This window comes from Pseudomonas sp. P1.31, assembly GCF_001269815.1.
GTDB classification, from domain to species: domain Bacteria; phylum Pseudomonadota; class Gammaproteobacteria; order Pseudomonadales; family Pseudomonadaceae; genus Aquipseudomonas; species Aquipseudomonas rustica.
This window is the reverse complement of record NZ_LHVN01000023.1, coordinates 52,377-68,436: the sequence shown is the minus strand read 5'-3', so window position 1 is coordinate 68,436 and position 16,060 is coordinate 52,377. Positions and strand designations below refer to the sequence as shown.

At 60.1% G+C, this 16,060-nt stretch carries 17 protein-coding genes; 5 read left to right on the top strand and 12 right to left on the bottom strand.

Annotated elements, in window-relative coordinates:
- Window positions 1-271 precede the first annotated feature (271 nt).
- The 8 genes from AD669_RS15295 to phnD form a co-directional block, all read right to left on the bottom strand.
- A complete protein-coding gene (locus tag AD669_RS15295; RefSeq protein WP_053121217.1) occupies window positions 272-1,207 on the bottom strand; it encodes a Ppx/GppA family phosphatase in 936 nt (311 codons plus the stop codon).
- A gap of 350 nt (window positions 1,208-1,557) precedes the next feature.
- Window positions 1,558-2,385, bottom strand: a complete 828-nt coding sequence (gene phnX / locus AD669_RS15290; protein WP_053121216.1) for a phosphonoacetaldehyde hydrolase — start codon at window positions 2,383-2,385, stop codon at window positions 1,558-1,560.
- 76 nt (window positions 2,386-2,461) lie between these two features.
- Window positions 2,462-3,331, bottom strand: a complete 870-nt coding sequence (locus tag AD669_RS15285; protein WP_053121214.1) for a LysR substrate-binding domain-containing protein — start codon at window positions 3,329-3,331, stop codon at window positions 2,462-2,464.
- Window positions 3,332-3,341: 10 nt separating this feature from the next.
- Window positions 3,342-4,637: an MFS transporter gene (locus AD669_RS15280; protein ID WP_053121212.1), complete on the bottom strand. Its 1,296-nt coding sequence runs from the start codon at window positions 4,635-4,637 to the stop codon at window positions 3,342-3,344.
- Between the two features lie 129 nt (window positions 4,638-4,766).
- Window positions 4,767-5,858, bottom strand: a complete 1,092-nt coding sequence (gene psrA / locus AD669_RS15275) for an iron-containing alcohol dehydrogenase PsrA (RefSeq protein ID WP_053121210.1) — start codon at window positions 5,856-5,858, stop codon at window positions 4,767-4,769.
- Between the two features lie 110 nt (window positions 5,859-5,968).
- Complete coding sequence (gene phnE, locus AD669_RS15270) at window positions 5,969-6,787, bottom strand: phosphonate ABC transporter, permease protein PhnE (RefSeq protein ID WP_053121208.1); 819 nt, start codon at window positions 6,785-6,787, stop codon at window positions 5,969-5,971.
- A 2-nt stretch (window positions 6,788-6,789) separates the two neighbouring features.
- Window positions 6,790-7,581, bottom strand: coding sequence for a phosphonate ABC transporter ATP-binding protein (gene phnC, locus AD669_RS15265; RefSeq protein WP_053121206.1), 792 nt, complete (start codon window positions 7,579-7,581; stop codon window positions 6,790-6,792).
- Entirely contained in the window at window positions 7,578-8,444 is an 867-nt protein-coding gene (gene phnD / locus AD669_RS15260; RefSeq protein ID WP_082341454.1) for a phosphonate ABC transporter substrate-binding protein, read from the bottom strand. The genes phnC and phnD overlap by 4 nt, the downstream gene beginning before the upstream one ends.
- A gap of 109 nt (window positions 8,445-8,553) precedes the next feature.
- Between phnD and AD669_RS15255 the strand changes: the two genes are divergently transcribed.
- The 3 genes from AD669_RS15255 to map all read left to right on the top strand — a co-directional run bounded on the left by AD669_RS15255 (window position 8,554) and on the right by map (window position 10,494).
- Window positions 8,554-9,411, top strand: coding sequence for a LysR substrate-binding domain-containing protein (locus AD669_RS15255; protein ID WP_053121205.1), 858 nt, complete (start codon window positions 8,554-8,556; stop codon window positions 9,409-9,411).
- Window positions 9,412-9,478: 67 nt separating this feature from the next.
- Window positions 9,479-9,706 (top strand): ParD-like family protein, encoded by a 228-nt coding sequence (locus AD669_RS15250; RefSeq protein ID WP_007918027.1) that lies wholly within the window; start codon window positions 9,479-9,481, stop codon window positions 9,704-9,706.
- Window positions 9,703-10,494, top strand: coding sequence for a type I methionyl aminopeptidase (gene map / locus AD669_RS15245; protein ID WP_053121203.1), 792 nt, complete (start codon window positions 9,703-9,705; stop codon window positions 10,492-10,494). The genes AD669_RS15250 and map overlap by 4 nt, the downstream gene beginning before the upstream one ends.
- A 109-nt stretch (window positions 10,495-10,603) precedes the next feature.
- Here the strand turns inward: map and AD669_RS15240 are convergent, their stop codons facing one another.
- The gene (locus AD669_RS15240) at window positions 10,604-11,497 is read right to left on the bottom strand and encodes an alpha/beta fold hydrolase (RefSeq protein ID WP_053121201.1); all 894 of its coding nucleotides are present in this window, start codon (window positions 11,495-11,497) and stop codon (window positions 10,604-10,606) included.
- A 31-nt stretch (window positions 11,498-11,528) separates the two neighbouring features.
- Window positions 11,529-12,326 carry a crotonase/enoyl-CoA hydratase family protein gene (locus AD669_RS15235; protein ID WP_053121199.1) on the bottom strand — a complete coding sequence of 266 codons (798 nt, stop codon included), beginning with the start codon at window positions 12,324-12,326 and terminating at the stop codon, window positions 11,529-11,531.
- 149 nt (window positions 12,327-12,475) lie between these two features.
- Between AD669_RS15235 and AD669_RS15230 the strand changes: the two genes are divergently transcribed.
- Both AD669_RS15230 and AD669_RS15225 read left to right on the top strand, forming a co-directional pair.
- The gene (locus AD669_RS15230) at window positions 12,476-13,051 is read left to right on the top strand and encodes a TetR/AcrR family transcriptional regulator (protein WP_053121198.1); all 576 of its coding nucleotides are present in this window, start codon (window positions 12,476-12,478) and stop codon (window positions 13,049-13,051) included.
- 81 nt (window positions 13,052-13,132) lie between these two features.
- Complete coding sequence (locus AD669_RS15225) at window positions 13,133-13,858, top strand: transporter substrate-binding domain-containing protein (RefSeq protein WP_053121196.1); 726 nt, start codon at window positions 13,133-13,135, stop codon at window positions 13,856-13,858.
- Between the two features lie 216 nt (window positions 13,859-14,074).
- On the opposite strand, the gene AD669_RS15220 is transcribed toward AD669_RS15225, so the two are convergent.
- Window positions 14,075-15,229: an ABC transporter ATP-binding protein gene (locus tag AD669_RS15220; protein ID WP_053121194.1), complete on the bottom strand. Its 1,155-nt coding sequence runs from the start codon at window positions 15,227-15,229 to the stop codon at window positions 14,075-14,077.
- A gap of 17 nt (window positions 15,230-15,246) precedes the next feature.
- A complete protein-coding gene (locus tag AD669_RS15215) occupies window positions 15,247-16,056 on the bottom strand; it encodes an ABC transporter permease (RefSeq protein ID WP_053121192.1) in 810 nt (269 codons plus the stop codon).
- Window positions 16,057-16,060: the final 4 nt, after the last annotated feature.

The following is a 16,060-nucleotide window of genomic DNA, read 5'->3' as shown; positions in this document are numbered from 1 at the left end:
GGGCCTGTGAATCAAAATCAAGAGCAGGCGAGCTGACACTCGGCCTAATGGTGAACACCGGCACGGTAGGAGTGAGCCTGCTCGCGATAGTTATTTGTCAGGCACTGGTTTTGATGTGGGATGTACACAAAACTTGTGGGAGCTGGCGAATATTTTTGTTTCGACACATAACCCCTGTAGGCGCCGAGCTTGCTCGCGAAGGCGTCAGCACATTCAACATCAGCTTTGAATGTAAAGGCCTCTTCGCGAGCAAGCTCGGCTCCTACAAGGATCAGTGCTTGCTCATCAGGCCGTGCAGGACGCCGAGGCGCAGGCCGGGTTCGGAGGGGGCCATTTGCGAGATGCCGAATACTTTGAACGCCGCGAGCATCAATACCAATCCGCCGGGCAGGATGCTTTGGCGGTGCGGTTGCAGGCCGGCGAGGTGCAGCTGTTGCACATTGCTCACTTTCAGCAGAAGCAGGGCCAGGCGCAACAGGCCGGCGTAGGTGATGCCGTCCTTGCCGAAGTCATTGAGGTGATTGGCCTTGAGCACTTTGGCCAGCATGCGCGCGGTACCCGACGAGCCGATGGTCTGCTGCCAACCCTGACTCCGGTAACGCCGGGCAACCCGTTCAAATTGCAGGATGGCGAAACGTTCGGCTTCTTGCAGGGCGCCGGCAGAAATTTCGCCGCCGCGAAAGAACCGCGTACTCAGCGTGCCGCTGCCAATCGCGATGCTTTCAGTCAGCAACGCTTGCGAGCCCTGGCCGAGAATCAGCTCGGTGGAACCGCCGCCTATATCCACCACCAAACGCATATCCTCAGCACCCGGCAGCGCATGCGCCACACCGGCGTAGACCAGTCGCGCTTCTTCTTGTCCGGAAATCACATCAATGGGAAACCCCAGATGCCGCTCGGCGCTGGCCAGAAACAACTGCGCATTGTCTGCCTCACGCACCGCACTGGTGGCCACTGCGCGAACCCGACCGGCCTCGAAACCGCGCAATTTCTTGCCGAATCGCGCCAACGCCTGCCAGCCTCGATCCAGTGCCAACGCATCCAGCGCGCCGCCGTCAAAACCTTCGGCGAGGCGCACCGGCTCGCGCAGGGTTTTCACTTCCTGAATCAGCAAGCCTTTGCGACTGCGCAGCGACTGGCCGATCATCAAACGAAAGGCATTCGAACCCAGGTCGATGGCGGCAAACAGCGGGGCGTCTGGTTTCATGGGAATCCTTGCTGAATATCCGCCGGAAGGCTCAAGACGGTTTGCGAGGATTCTGCCGTTGCGTTGATGACATCCTGATGACGGGGCGGGGGCGGTTCAGTGAATTTGTCGCTGTCATGACACTGTCATTATTCAGCGTCTATGCTGGGGTCAATACATCGCGTGTTCTTAAAGTTTCTGCTGCCAGTTTTGGCAGCTTTTTTTTGCCTGCGATTTGAGCGAGGCCACCGATCGTTCCCATGCTCCGCGTGGGAACGCCTCTAGGGACGCTCTGCGTCCAGTGACGCGGAGCGTCACGGGCTGCATTCCCACGCAGAGCGTGGGAACGATCAGCAGGTCAGGGGCGTGTATTAGCAGGCTTGTGGGGTTTCACCTCGGGCCAGGCGCGCGTTGATGTCTTCAATCACTTCAGGCAGCTCGGCAATCGTGTCGATCAAGTAATGCGGACGCGATGGCGCGAACATCTTGCCGATACGCTCACGCTCTTCCGCGAGACGATCCGACGGCAACGCTTTGAACTGTTCGTAGGTCAATCCGAGCGCATTCCCCGAGCAAGTCAACGCCACCGTCCACATCCCCGCGCTACGCCCTTCAAGAATCCCCGGCCAGGTGTCATCAACCTTGACGCACGCGGCCACATCATCGATGCCCAAGGCAATCACGTTGGCCAACGACTGCGCCGGATACGGCCGGCCATTGGGCACTTCATCGGTGGCGACGACATGGTCAGCGACATAACCATTCTCTCGCGCCAGCTCGACAACCTTGGCCATCACCACCGCCGGATACCCGGAGCACGAACCAATCTTCAAACCCTTGTCGCGCAACGCCGCAATCGCTTCGAGCGCACCGGGAATCACCGCCGAATGCAGGGCGATTTTCTCGATCTGCAACGGCATGAAACGCTCGTAGATCGCTGTCACATCTTCATCACTCGGCAAGCGATCGAACGCGGCTCGATAGCGCTCGGCGATCTGCGGCAGGTTGCACAACGTGCGGATGTGATCCCATTTGCCCATGCCCATCGGGCCGCGCGCTTCTTCCAGCGATACCGCGACGCCGAACTCGGCAAAGGCCTCGACAAAAATCTGCGTCGGCGCAAACGAGCCGAAGTCGACAACGGTACCGGCCCAGTCAAGGATCGCGGCTTGCAGGTGAGTCGGGTTTTTGTACTGCATGGTCAAATCTCCGATTTCGGGTAAGCGTGGGCCGTCCCTCGGCAATGAGGTAGGCGGTTTCAAGGGTCAATGCTGATCAGGTCAGCGGTGGATTCGAATCAAACAATTCGGCAATCACCGGTCGGTTGCGGCGGATGCCGAGGCAGCACAGGTGGTATTCGATGAAAAACGGGTGATCGACAAAGGTGATCGGCGTGGTGCCCGGGGTTTCGGCGTACTCGACCGCCGAAACAAAACCGATGCCGATGCCTTTGACGATCGCGTGCACGATGGCTTCGCGGCTGTTCAGTTGCATGACGCGGTTGAGGTCGATATCGAGGCGCTTGCAGCTTTCTTCAACCAGTTGCCGGGTGCGCGCACTTTGCTCGCGCATCACCCATTTCTCGCGGCTGATTTCGCTGATGTGAACCTGCGACTGGCTGGCCCACGGATGGTCATCGCGCACCACGGCAATAATCGGATAGCGGTGATACAACCGGGTGTGGAAGCGCTCATCGAATTCCGACAACGCCAGAATCGCCACGTCGATATCGAAGTTGAACAGCCGCGCGAGGGTTTCCTTTTCCGAGGAAAACGAGGTTTCCAGTTCGATGTCCGGGTGCCGCTGCATCAGCTCGTAGGTCAGATTCATCGCAATCGGCGGCGACACCGCGCCGAGCCGCAGCATGCCGTTCTTGCGTTGCTTGAAACTCTGCAGCAGTTGCACCGCTTCGTCCTCCTGGCCGAACAGACCTTGAGTGATTGCGTAGAGCTTGTGCCCGGCGGAACTCATCTCGATGTAGCGCCCGCGCCGATGAAACAGCTCGACCGAGAAGGTTTTCTCCAGCGCGTTGACCTGCTCGCTGACGGTCGGCTGACCGACGCTGAGGTACTCTGCCGCGAGGGTGAAGCTGCCGGTTTTCGCCACTGCATGAAACGAACGCAACCACTTGTGATACTGGTACATGCAAGCCCCATCAGCGTCGAATGAACAATGCCACTGCCGCGCTGCACAGGCAGGCGCTGGTGACCACTATGAAGATGAGAGACGTGTTTGCCGTGGTGTCAAGCAAACGACCGATCAAAGGCTCGGCGAGGCCGGCAAACAGATAGGACGAAAAGTTCATGATCCCGGTTGCGGTGCCGGCGCGTTTGGCACCAACCAGATCCGGACACAGTGCCCAGAAACTCGACGCCGGGCCGTAGACGAAGAAGCCGCAAAGGAACAACGCGACCAGGCCGATCACGCTGTGCGGCGGCAGGCTCCACATCCACAGACTCGTCGCGGCGCCAAGGAACATGTAGAGCATGATCGCCAGATAGCGCTTGGAGCCGAACAGCTTGTCCGACACCCAGCCGTTGCTCAACGCGCCAACCGCCATGCCGACGGGGAGGGCGACGGTGATCCATTTCGGATCGATCATGCCGTCGCCGCTTTTCCAGTCGGCGCCGAGAAAGTGCACCGGCACCCAGACGATCAAGCCGTAGCGCGCCGCGTTCTGAAAGCCCAGTGACAGCGCGGCGATCAGCAGGCGCGGATTCTTCAACACGGCTTTATAGCGTTGCGCCGAGGTATCGACTTCGCCATGCGCGGCTTCCTGATGTTTGTCGTCAGCGTTGGCCACGCCGGTATCGCCTACCGGTTCGAAGCCCAGATCCTGCGGGCGTTCACGGGCAACCAGATAGAAAATGATCCCGCCGGCGAGCATCAGCAGTACCGGCAAACGGAAGATCCAGCGCCATTCCAGTTGCAGCACTTCAAGCACGACGATGGAGGTGACGTACGACAGAATCGACGCGCAACCGGCGGCGAAGGTGTAGAAGCCATAGACCTTGCCGCGTTCGCCGGCCGCCCACCAATTGGCAATCAGCCGCCCGCCCGGCGCCCAGCCCAAGGCCTGAAAGTACCCGTTGACGCCCCACGGCAGGATCAGACTGGTGAAACCGCCGGCAAAACTGGTCACCCAGTTTGCCGCGCAAGACAGCACCGCCCCCAACGTCATGATCCGTCGGCCACCGAACTTATCGGCGAGGTTGCCGTTGATGGCCTGGCCAATCGCGTAGGCCCACAGCATCGCCGCAGAAGCCCAGCCGAGAGTTTCTTTGCTCAAACCGAACTCGGCCTGAATGCCCGGAATGGCAAAACCGAAGGTCTGCCGTCCGGTGTAGAAAAACAGGTAACAAAACATCGCCGCCAGCAGCATGCGCCACTGTGCGACCCGGAACGAGGCAGAACGTACGGCGAGACCAGGCATTGTTTCGGCACGATTCATGATCTTTTCCTTATTGTTGTGGGTTCCCGCCGTTTGTCGTCGGCGGGTGCACTCTTTTTCGGTGCGGCAGGAAATCACCACGGCTATGAGCCGTAGGCGGTGCTTGGGTGGATCGGGTGGCGTCGGGCGTCAGGCAGCTTGCGAACCGATGAAGTTCTTGCCGCGCGCGCCCTGCATCGCGAGGTGGATGATGTCTTCGGCGTCCTTGGCCGAGACGCCGTAATCGGCGAACTCGGTTTTCACCCCGAGGCGGTGGAGGAACTCGCGCAACTGCTGTTGCGCGGTGAGCAGATCCTCGCCGAATACCCGTTGCAGGATGCGGTCACGGGTGGCGTCGTGACCCCAGGCCAGACCGAGCACCAGCGGCAGGGTGAAAGAGCAGGCGATGCCGTGGGGCAAGCCGTGGCGCAGGGTCATCTCGTAGGAAATCGAATGCGCCAGCGCGGTTTTGGTGTTGGAAAACGCCAGCCCGGCCTTGAGCGCGGCGAGTGCCATGCGCGTGCGCAACTCTTGGCTCGACAGGTCTTTTTGCAGACGCGGCAAGCATTCGAGAATGTCTTCAATCGCAGAAATGGCGAAGGTGTCGGAGACCGGGTTGGCGTTAACGTTCCAGATCGCTTCCAGCGCGTGGGACAACGCATCGAGCCCGGTGGACACGGTGACGCCGGCCGGCACGGTGAGCATCAGTTGTGGATCGATGATCGCCACGCGCGGCCAGGTGCAATCCAAGTGCAGTGAGTATTTCTTCTGGCTGGCGCTGTCCCAGATCGTCGCCCACGGCGTGACTTCGCTGCCGGTGCCGGCGGTGGTCGGTGCGGCGATCAGCTGTTTGCAACGCGCCGGAGTGAACGGCTTGCCGGTCGCCAGCAGCGTCAACAACTCATCGAAATGCCCGGACTCGGTGCCGACGATCAACGCTTTGGCGGTATCGATGGCGCTGCCACCCCCGACCGCGAGCACCACATCGCAATCGCCGGCCTGCTGCCAGAACTGCTCATAAGTACTGCGCAAATGGGCGACGTCCGGGTTGGGCTGAACGTCTTCGAACACGTAGACCAGACGCTCACCGAGCAACGCTTGCAGGCGATCGACCAGCCCCAGCCCACGGGCCTCAGGGAAGGTAACGAGGGCCACGGTCTGCTGGTCGGTAATGGCAGCGAGGTCTTGCAGGCTGCCCCAGCCGAAACGGGTGTCGACGGGGTTCTGAAAACGGGCAGTCATGGTGAATCCCTCTTGTTGTTGTCGTGTGGCCACATACTCGATGGCGGCCGACAACGGCACAAATCGATAAATCGCAGGTTTGAATCGGCTCAGCCGATAGCCGCTCGACGTCAGTGTGCCGAACCGCTCTGGATCGCCGCGCGCAGGCGGCTGGAGATGGCATCGGCAACGATGACCATGAAAGTGATGACGATGATGCAGGTCGCGGTTTCCGGGTATTTGAACAACTTCAGGCTGCTCACCAGTTCGAAACCTAAGCCGCCGGCGCCGACCATGCCCAGCACCGTGGCCGAGCGCAGATTGACTTCGAAGCGGTACAAAATCACCGCAATCCACGCCGTGATTACCTGCGGCAAAACGCCAAACACGATCACCTGCAACGGTCGTGCACCGGTCGCTTGCAGCGCTTCAATCGGGCCTTGATCGATCTCTTCGATGCTCTCGGCGAAGAACTTGCCGAGCATGCCCAGACCATGCAGCGCCAGCGCCAACACGCCGGGGAACGGGCCGAGGCCAACGGCCGAGACGAAGATCAGCGCGAGGATCAGTTCGTTGATGCTGCGGGTGAAATTCAGCGCCTGACGGGTGATGTGAAACACCCAGCGATTGCGGCTCAGATTGCGCGCGGCGAGGAAGGACAGCGGAATCGCCAGCAACACGCCGAGCAGGGTTCCCCAAATGGCGATCTGCAAAGTCTCCAGCGCTGGCGCGACCAGACGCGGCAGGATGCTCAGATCCGGCGGAAAGGTGCGCGAGAGAAAGTCACCAATCTGCGGCAATCCCGCTGCCAGTTCACCGAGGCTGAGTTGCGCACCGTGCGCGCTCCAGTTCAGCGTCCACAGCACGATCACGACGATGCCGGCGGTGGTCAGCCAACTGCGTGTGCCACGGGGCCGTTCGCCGACCCACTGATAGTTTGGCGATTGCATGCTCAGGCCCTCGAGGCGGTGCGGTAGGACAGGGTGGGCGTCGGCATATCAGCGGAGTGTTCTGCCGATTGCCCCGGATAGATTCGCGCCAGATCGGCGTCGGTCATGCTCGACGCTTTGACATCGAACACCAGACTGCCGTGAGCGAGGCCAACCACGCGGTCGCCGAACTCGCGGGCATATTCGACCTGGTGCAGATTGCACAGCACGGTGATGCCCAGTTCGCGGGTGGCATCGCGCAGGTACTGCAACACCAGTCGCGCGGTTTTCGGATCGAGGCTGGCGATCGGTTCATCGGCCAGAATCACCTGCGGCCGTTGCGCCAAGGCGCGGGCAATACCGACGCGTTGCTTCTGCCCGCCAGACAATGAATCGGTGCGCTCACCGGCCTTGTGCGCCAGTTCGACGCGTTCCAGGCATTGCATCGCCAGCGCCACATCGTCACGGCGAAACAGTTGCAGAATCGAGGCGAGGGTGCCGACGGAACCGAGGCGCCCAGTCAGCACATTCTTCAATACGCTGAGGCGCGGCACGACGTTGTGGTGCTGAAAAATCATCGCCACTTCACGGCGCAAAACGCTGGTGTCGGGGCAGGCGAGGGCATCAATGCCCGCCACGTTCAGCGTGCCGCTGTCGGCCTGCGCCAAGCGATTGATGCAACGCAGCAAGGTCGATTTACCGGCGCCGGACTGACCGAGCACCACGACGAATTCGCCCGCAGCGACGTCAAGGTCGATGCCGCGCAACACCGGGTTGCTGCCGTAGTGTTTGCTCAGTTGGCGGATGCTGATCATTTCATGCTCCGCAAATCGAGATCGAGCACCTTGGCGGTTTCGCGCACCACGTCATAGGACGCGTCGGTGGTGGGCTGGAAGCCATTGAGCACGCCCTGATCACCCCACGGCACGTCCTTGATCGAGGCCAGCGCGTCGGCGACTTTCTTCTTCAATTCCGGATCAAGCGCCTTGCGCCAGACCATCGGCGATTCGGGAATCGGCTTGGAACTCCAGACAATTTCGAAGTCATCCTGCTTGACCACGCCTTTGGCCACGGCGCTGGCGAAGATGCGGTCAGCCACGGCAGCGGCGTCGACTTTCTTGTTCTCGACCGCGAGGATGCTGGCGTCGTGGGAGCCGGAGAAAATCACTCGTTTGAACAAAGTGTCCGGCACAAACCCGGCCTGCTCCAGTCCTGCTTTCGGGAACAAATGACCGGAGGCCGAGCTTGGGTCAACGAACGCGAATGTATGGCCCTTGAGGTCGGCCAGCGAATGAATGCCGCTGTCCTTGCGCGCCAGAATCACGCTTTTGTAAGCGCTCTGGCCGGTCTTCTTGGTCACCGCCACGGAGAACGCTTCGACGTCCGCCACCGAGGTCGCCAGCACGTAGGAGAACGGGCCGAGGTAGGCGACGTCGAGTTTGCCCGAGCGCAGCGCTTCGATAATGCCGTTGTAATCGGTGGCCACGAACGGCACCACCGGCATGCCGATTTTGGCTTGAAGATCGTCGAGCACTTGTTTGCTCGATTCGATCATCGCTTGGGAATCTTCGGAGGGGATCAGGCCAATGGTCAGTTTGTCCTTGGCCCAGACCTGGCTGGCACTCAGGGCAAGTACGGCAAGGCTGGCGGCACGCAGAAACTGGTTAATTGTTTGCATGGCATTCCACGGTGTGGTTGGGAGTTGCCACAGGCTAGGTCTGTCACGTGACAGTCATTCAATCAATTCAATATGCGAAACCGCAGCTAACTATTGATGGAGTCTATGGATGTCGAGCGCCAAATTGCGGGCCTTTCTCGCCGTCGCCCGCCACGGCAGTTTCAGTGCCGGGGCGCGGGCGTCGGGGCTCAGTCAACCGACACTGACCACGCAGGTGCAGAGTCTGGAGCGACAGCACAACGTCGAACTGTTTCATCGGCGTGGGCGGCGGATTGAATTGTCGGATGTCGGGCGGCAATTGCTGCCCATCGCGCAACGGCTGGCCTTGCTGGAACTGGAAGCGCACAACCTGCTGCGCGACTCCGGGCGGCTCGACAGCGGCCAGCTCAAGGTCGGTGCGGTGGGGCCGTTTCATGTGATCGAAATGGTCGACAGTTACCTGCAACAGCATCCGAATATCGACGTGTCGATCCGCGTTGGTAACTCTGCGCAGGTGTTGTCGGATTTGGAAAACTATGTGACCGATATCGCGGTGCTGGCCGGGCGTCAGGATGATCCGGCGTTGTGTTCGGTGCGTTACGCGCGGCACGCGATCATCTTGTTTGCCCACCATGAGCATCCGTTGGCCAATCGCGGCAGCGTGCGCCTGGAAGAACTGGAAGGGCAGCGACTGCTGCAGCGCGAACCCGGCTCGACCACGCGGCTGGTGCTGGAGGAGGCGCTGAATGCGGCGCAAGTGAAACCGAGGATCGCCATGGAAATTGGCAGTCGTGAGGCGTTGCGTGAAGCGGTGGTGCGCGGGCTGGGATTGGGGGTGGTGTCGGAAGCAGAGTTCATTGCCGACCCGAAAATCCGCACGATCAGAATCGAGGGCGAAGAGCTGTTCACCGAGACGTATCTTTATTGCTTGGCAGAACGGCGTTCCAGTCGGCTCATTTCGTCGTTTTTCGATGCGGCACTCGGCTGAGGGTTTGCAATCTCCGACGAGGCTTGGCTAATATACGTTCCATATACACATCGTATCGGATTCATATATGGGCATCGTAAAGATTTCAGAGGACATGCACGAGAACCTGCGGATCTCCAGCAACGCCCTCAGCCGCTCGATCAACGCGCAAGCCGAGCACTGGATGCGTATCGGCATGCTCGCCGAACTGCACCCCAACCTCGACCACAGCGCCATTTGCCGCTTGCTGATTCGCGCCGAACAAAATGGCGGGCTCGACCTGCAACAACTGACTCAGGAAGCCGTCAGCGCATGAGAAACCAGATCAAGATAAACACCCCGGCCGACATCGCTCAATCCCGCGCTGCCGGCAAACTCGCCGCTGAAGTGCTGGCGATGCTGGTGCCGCACGTCAAGGCCGGCGTGACCACCGATGAACTGGATCGGCTGTGCAACGACTACATCGTCAACGTGCAGAAAGCGGTGCCGGCCAACGTCGGCTATCACGGCTTTCCGAAAACCGTCTGCGCCTCGGTTAATGACGTGGTCTGCCACGGCATTCCATCGGGGACGCCGTTGAAGGATGGCGACATCGTCAACCTCGATATCGCGGTGATCAAGGACGGCTGGTTCGGCGACACCAGCCGCATGTACGTGGTGGGTGAGGCGACGCCTGAGGCGCAGCACCTGATCAAGACCACTTACGAAGCGATGTGCGCGGGTATTCGCGTGGTGAAACCGGGCGCGACGTTGGGCGACATCGGCCACGCGATCCAGAGCCTGGCGGAGAAGGAAGGCTTCAGCGTCGTGCGCGAGTATTGCGGGCACGGGATCGGCAAGGTCTATCACGATGAGCCGCAAATCCTGCATTACGGCTTTCCCAATCAGGGCATGAAGCTCAAGGCCGGGATGATTTTCACTGTCGAGCCGATGCTCAATGCCGGCAAACGTCACGTGAAGAACATGCCGGACGGCTGGACGGTGCTGACCAAGGATGGTTCGTTGTCGGCGCAGTGGGAGCATATGGTCGCGGTGACCGAAACCGGCTTCGAAATCCTCACCGCCTGGCCGGACGAAATTGAAGGCTATTCCCCGATCACCTAAACACCACAAAACCCCTGTAGGAGCTGTCGAGTGAAACGAGGCTGCGATCTGTTGATCTTGTTTTTAACAGCGAGATCAACAGATCGCAGCCTGCGGCAGCTCCTACAAGTTATGTGGTGTGTGCAGGGACGCTTTGCAGCCAATCAAGCAGCTCATCCCACAACGGCTGTGCGCTTTCGCGGAAGTAACCCATGTGCCCGTACGGTTTGCTGCCCGCCGGCGGCTGCAGATCCAGCAATGTCAGCGGTGCATTCACCATGGCTTTGACAAACGCATCGCGCGAACGCGGCGGCGCCCACGGATCATCGACCGACGTGGCGAAAACGCATGGCGTTGTGACCTCGGCGTAGAGCGCATGCAGATGGCTCATCTCGGGGTCGTCGAAGTAGTAGTGGGGGAATTTGCACCAGCGTTTCCAGTCGTTGTAAACGCCCAGCGGCAAATCATCGCCCATGCCCAGCATGCTCCAGGCCATGTAGCCTTTGCGGGCGACAATCACCGGCAGCACAAACGTCCACATCAGACGGATTTTCCAGGCCTCGGTTCGGGACATCCAGCCGCTCCACCCCGCGCCACTGCCCAGGGTGTAGCAAGCTGTCAGGGCGGGGTGATTGGGCAACAGACCAATCGCATGACCACCAAACGAATGGCCGACCCAATACAGCGGCAATGCTTCCTGGCTTAGCAGATCCACTGCCGCCGCCAAATCCTGATAAGCCCAATCCAGATAAGACATCTCAAAGCCTTTGAGCGAAGCCGGTTTCGACTCACCGATGCCCCGGTAATCGAGGGTCAGCACGTGAAAGCCCTGGCGCGCCGCGTGCTCGGCAAAACGCCGATAAAAGCGCTGCTGGACCCCGGTGGCACCGGCCATGATCAGGTTACCTTTGACGACGCCCGCTGCGCCGTAGCGCTTGGCGGACAACGGATAACCATCGCGGGCAATGAGGGCGATGTCCTGTCTCTGGATCGATTCGGCAAAGGCTGCGGCCATGGTGTTCATGAAATTGTTCCGAGTGAGTTGAGCAAAGCCTTCAGCGACCTTTGAACTGCGGTTCGCGCTTTTGCATCATCGCCATGACGCCTTCGCGGACATCCTCGGTTTTGATCAGAGCCAGCAGTTGTTCATCAAGCGTCGACAGTGCCGCATCGTCTCCCTGATCCTGCGCCAGAAACGCCGATTGCAGCGTCGCCTGAATCGCCAGAGGCGCAGCCTTGGCAATGCGTTCGGCGTATTCGATGGCGCGTGCCAGAGTCTGGCCGGGTGCGACCACTTCGGTCAGCAGGCGCATGTGCAGGGCGGCATCGGCATCGAACTCTTCCGCCGTGAGCATGTAGCGCATGGCGGCGGTCCAGCCCGCTGCGCGGGTGAAGCGCACGGTGGAACCGCCGGCGGGTGAGATCCCGCGCAACACTTCCAGATGAGCGAAACGGGCATTGGTGGCGGCAATGCTGATATCGGCGTTGAGCATCAATTCGATGCCCGCCGTCCAGCAAATGCCTTCAATGGCAACCACCACCGGTTTACGCCTGCGCGGTTTGGAAACGCCCCATGGGTCGATGCCTTCTTCAGGATACTTGAAGGCGCCTGACACCAGTTTCGGCGTCAGCTCCATCAAGTCCAGGCCTGCGGTGAAGTGCTCGCCATGCGCGAACAGCACGGCGCAGCGGAGTTCGTCATTGCGCTCATACTCGCCGATGGCCAATGCCAGGTCCGTCAGCATTGCACTGTCGAATGCGTTGCGTTTGCCGGCGCGATCCAGACCGATCAAAAACAACTGACCGCGTTGTTCGCGGGTGACTCGGCCGGGGCCACTGTTGGCTTCGTTCATCTCTGCTCTCCCTGATTTTTTGTCGGCGGCCAGTTACTGACCATCTGTTCGGTAAATAGAAACTAAACGAACAGTTGGTAACCGTCAAATTGAGAAGGGCAGGCTTATGTCATAGAATCACCGCCAGTTATCCGGATCAGGAAATACCCGTGCGACCGTTGAAAATCCCCCGTGAAGAGCTGCTCCTGCGGTGCGCCAATACCTTCAAACGCCTTGGCTACCATGGCACCACCATGGACGTACTCGCGTCCGCTTGCGGCTTTACCAAGGCTTCGTTCTATCACCACTATCCGAATAAGGAGGCCTTGCTGCGTGACGTGCTCGACTGGACGCATCAGGTCATCAACCAGACCTTGTTTGCCGTGGCCTTCGACGAAAAACTCACGCCACAAGAACGCCTGAGCAAAATGGGCCGCAAGGCTGCGCGGCTGTTTCAGAATGACTCGATTGGTTGCCTGATGGGCGTGGTGGCGGTCGATGCTGCGTACGGTAAAAGTGAATTGCTGGAGCCGATTCGCGGCTTTTTCGATGCATGGGCCAAGGCGTTTGCGCATTTGCTGGAAGGCGAGGTCGATGAGGGACAAGCCTTGCTGACCGCTCGACAATGGGTGGCGGATTACGAGGGGGCGATTCTGCTGGCTCGGGTCTATGGTGACGCGGCTTACATCGATGCGGTGACGCGTCGGGCGCTGGAACACTTGAGTGCCTGTCAGGCACCGACATAAGGCTTACGCGCTGTGTGTTGTGTCCTCGACAGTGTCAGCCACGACGCACACTGACTTTTTATCCGATCAGGGAGCAACACCATGAGTGCAATCACCCCGGCCGTGATGGCCGATCTCGCGCCCGACGGCGTGCTGCATGCCGCCATCAATTTTGGCAACCCGGTGCTGGCACAGCGCGGGGCGGACGGTGCGCCGCAGGGTGTTTCGGTGGCATTGGCCAGAGCATTGGCTGCCGAGCTGGGTGTCGAATTGGAGTTGCGCACCTTTGATGCGGCGGGCAAGGTTTTCGCGGCGTTGGAAGAGGGCGTATGGAATCTGGCGTTTCTCGCCATCGAGCCGGTGCGCGAGGCGCAGATTGCGTTCAGCGCGCCTTACGTGATCATTGAAGGGACTTATCTGGTCAAGGCACAGGCCCCGTATCGCAACGTCGAGGATCTCGATCAGCCAGGATTGCGATTGGCCGTTGGCAAAGGCGCAGCCTACGACTTGTTCCTCAGTCGCACGCTGCAGCACGCACAATTGGAGCGTGCCGAAACCTCGGCGGGTGCCGTTGACCTGTTTATCGAGCAACACCTGGATGCCGCCGCCGGTGTCCGTCAGCCATTGCAGAAAGTCGCGGATGCCGACGCGCGTTACCGCGTGCTGGACGGTGCATTCACGGCGATTCGCCAGGCCATGGCCGTGCCCCGTGGGCGCAGGGCCGGCGCGGCGTATGTGCGGGCGTTTGTCGAGCGCAAGAAGGCTGAAGGGTTTGTCGCTGCAGCGCTCGCCGAGAGCGGGCAGGGCGATGTAACGGTCGCGCCTTGAGATCAAAAAAAGTGCCACCGCGGCCCTGAGGCGCAAACACGGTTTAATTGTAGGAGTGAGCCTGCTCGCGATAGCCTCTATGCGAGCAAGCCCGCTCCGACATTTGGAATGCATTCCTGTAGGAGCTGTCGAGTGAAACGAGGCTGCGATCTTTTGATCTTGTTTTTAACGGCAAGATCAAAAGATCGCAGCCTGCGGCAGCTCCTACAGGGGGTTTCAGTGGGAACCGGCGGCTTTGTTGAGGTCGCTTTCGCTCCATTCGGTGTAGACGCAGGCATCAGCCGTGGCCCAGCGCACTTGTACCGGGTCGCCGGCCTTGAGCGGCATGCCCGCGGCTGACAATGCTTTCACCGTCATTGAGGTGCCGCCCGAGGTGACCACGCTGCAGGTCTGGCTTTCGCCGAGAAACAGCACTTCTACGACCTTCGCTGAAACCTCGTTCCAACCCGATGGCAACGGTTCGCTGATCGCTTGCGCCACGCTCAACGCCTGCGCTTTTTCCGGCCGCACCATCAGCAACACATCCTGATCGGTGTGCAACCCAGCGGTCAGGCGAATCGACAATGACTGTCCTTCAAACGAAGCCGCCGCATTGCCCTGCGCCTTGAGCTTGAGGAAGTTCGAGTTACCGAGGAACGAGGCGACAAACGCATTCGGCGGATTCTGATAAAGGTCATAACCACTGCCCAATCCAACAATCTTGCCGTGACTGAAAATCGCGATGCGTTGCGACAAGCGCATGGCTTCTTCCTGATCGTGGGTCACGTAAACGATGGTGATGCCCAGACGACGATGCAATTGGCGCAATTCATCCTGCAAATCCTCGCGCAGCTTTTTATCCAGCGCGCCGAGCGGTTCGTCCATCAACAGAATGCGTGGTTCGTAGACCAAGGCGCGGGCGATGGCGACACGCTGTTGCTGGCCGCCAGACAGTTGCGAAGGGCGGCGATGAGCGAACTGATCGAGCTGCACTAGTTTCAACATCGCATCGACACGCTTCTCGCGCTCCGCCGTCGCCAGTTTGCGAATCGCCAGAGGAAACGCAATGTTGTCGCGCACCGACAGATGCGGGAACAGCGAATAACGCTGGAACACCATGCCGATGTCACGCTTGTGCGGCGGTACATTCACCAGCGATTCACCGTTGACGAGGATCTCGCCACTGCTCGGCGTTTCAAACCCGGCGAGCATCGACAGCGTGGTGCTTTTGCCCGAGCCGCTGGAACCGAGAAAAGTGAGGAATTCACCGTCCTTGATGTCCAGCGAGATGTTGTCGACGGCGGCAAAGTCGCCGTAGTGCTTGTTCAGGTTGCGCAGGCTGACCAGGGGTTTGTCGTTCTGCTGGGAAGCGTCTTTGATCACGGCACTCATGTCGTACTCCTGGGCGCTCAGGCGCTGATTTCGTTGCGCCGGCGCAGTGCGGCGGCGATGACCATGACCAATACCGAAAAGCCGATCAGCAGCGTCGAAGCGACGGCGATCACTGGCGTCAGGTCCTGGCGCAAGGTGGTCCACATTTTCACGGGAAGGGTTTGCAGGGTCGGGCTGGCCATCATCACGCTGAGCACCACTTCGTCCCACGAAACGAGGAAGGCGAAGAGGGCGCCGGCAACCATGCCCGGGCGGATCGCCGGGAACGTCACCTTGAACACCGCTTGCAGGCGTGACGCGCCGCAGATCACCGCCGCGTCTTCAATCGACTGGTCGAACAGTTTCAGCGAGTTGATGATCGAGATGATGGTGAACGGCAGCGCGACGATCACATGGCTGACCACGAAGGCGAACATCGTCCCGGTGTAACCGAGCTTGAGGAACAGCGCGTACACCGCCACGGCGATGATCACCAGCGGCACGATCATCGGCAGGGTGAACAGGCCGTAGAGCATTTCCCGGCCGGGAAAACGTCCGCGCACCAGTGCAAACGCAGTCGGCAAACCAAGGGCCACGGCGCAGATCGTGGTCAGCACAGCGACCTTGAGACTGGCGGCTGCGGCGTTCATCCAGTCGGGATTGGAGAAGAACTGGCCGTACCATTTCAGCGTCCAGCCCGGTGGTGGAAACACCAGCCACTGCGAGGAACCGAACGACAGCAGCACGATAAACACGATCGGCAACAGCAGGAACAGACCGATCAGCCCGGTGGTTGCATACAAGCCGAAGCGCATGCGCCGGCTCATCGCATTGGGGGTCAGGAGCATGTCG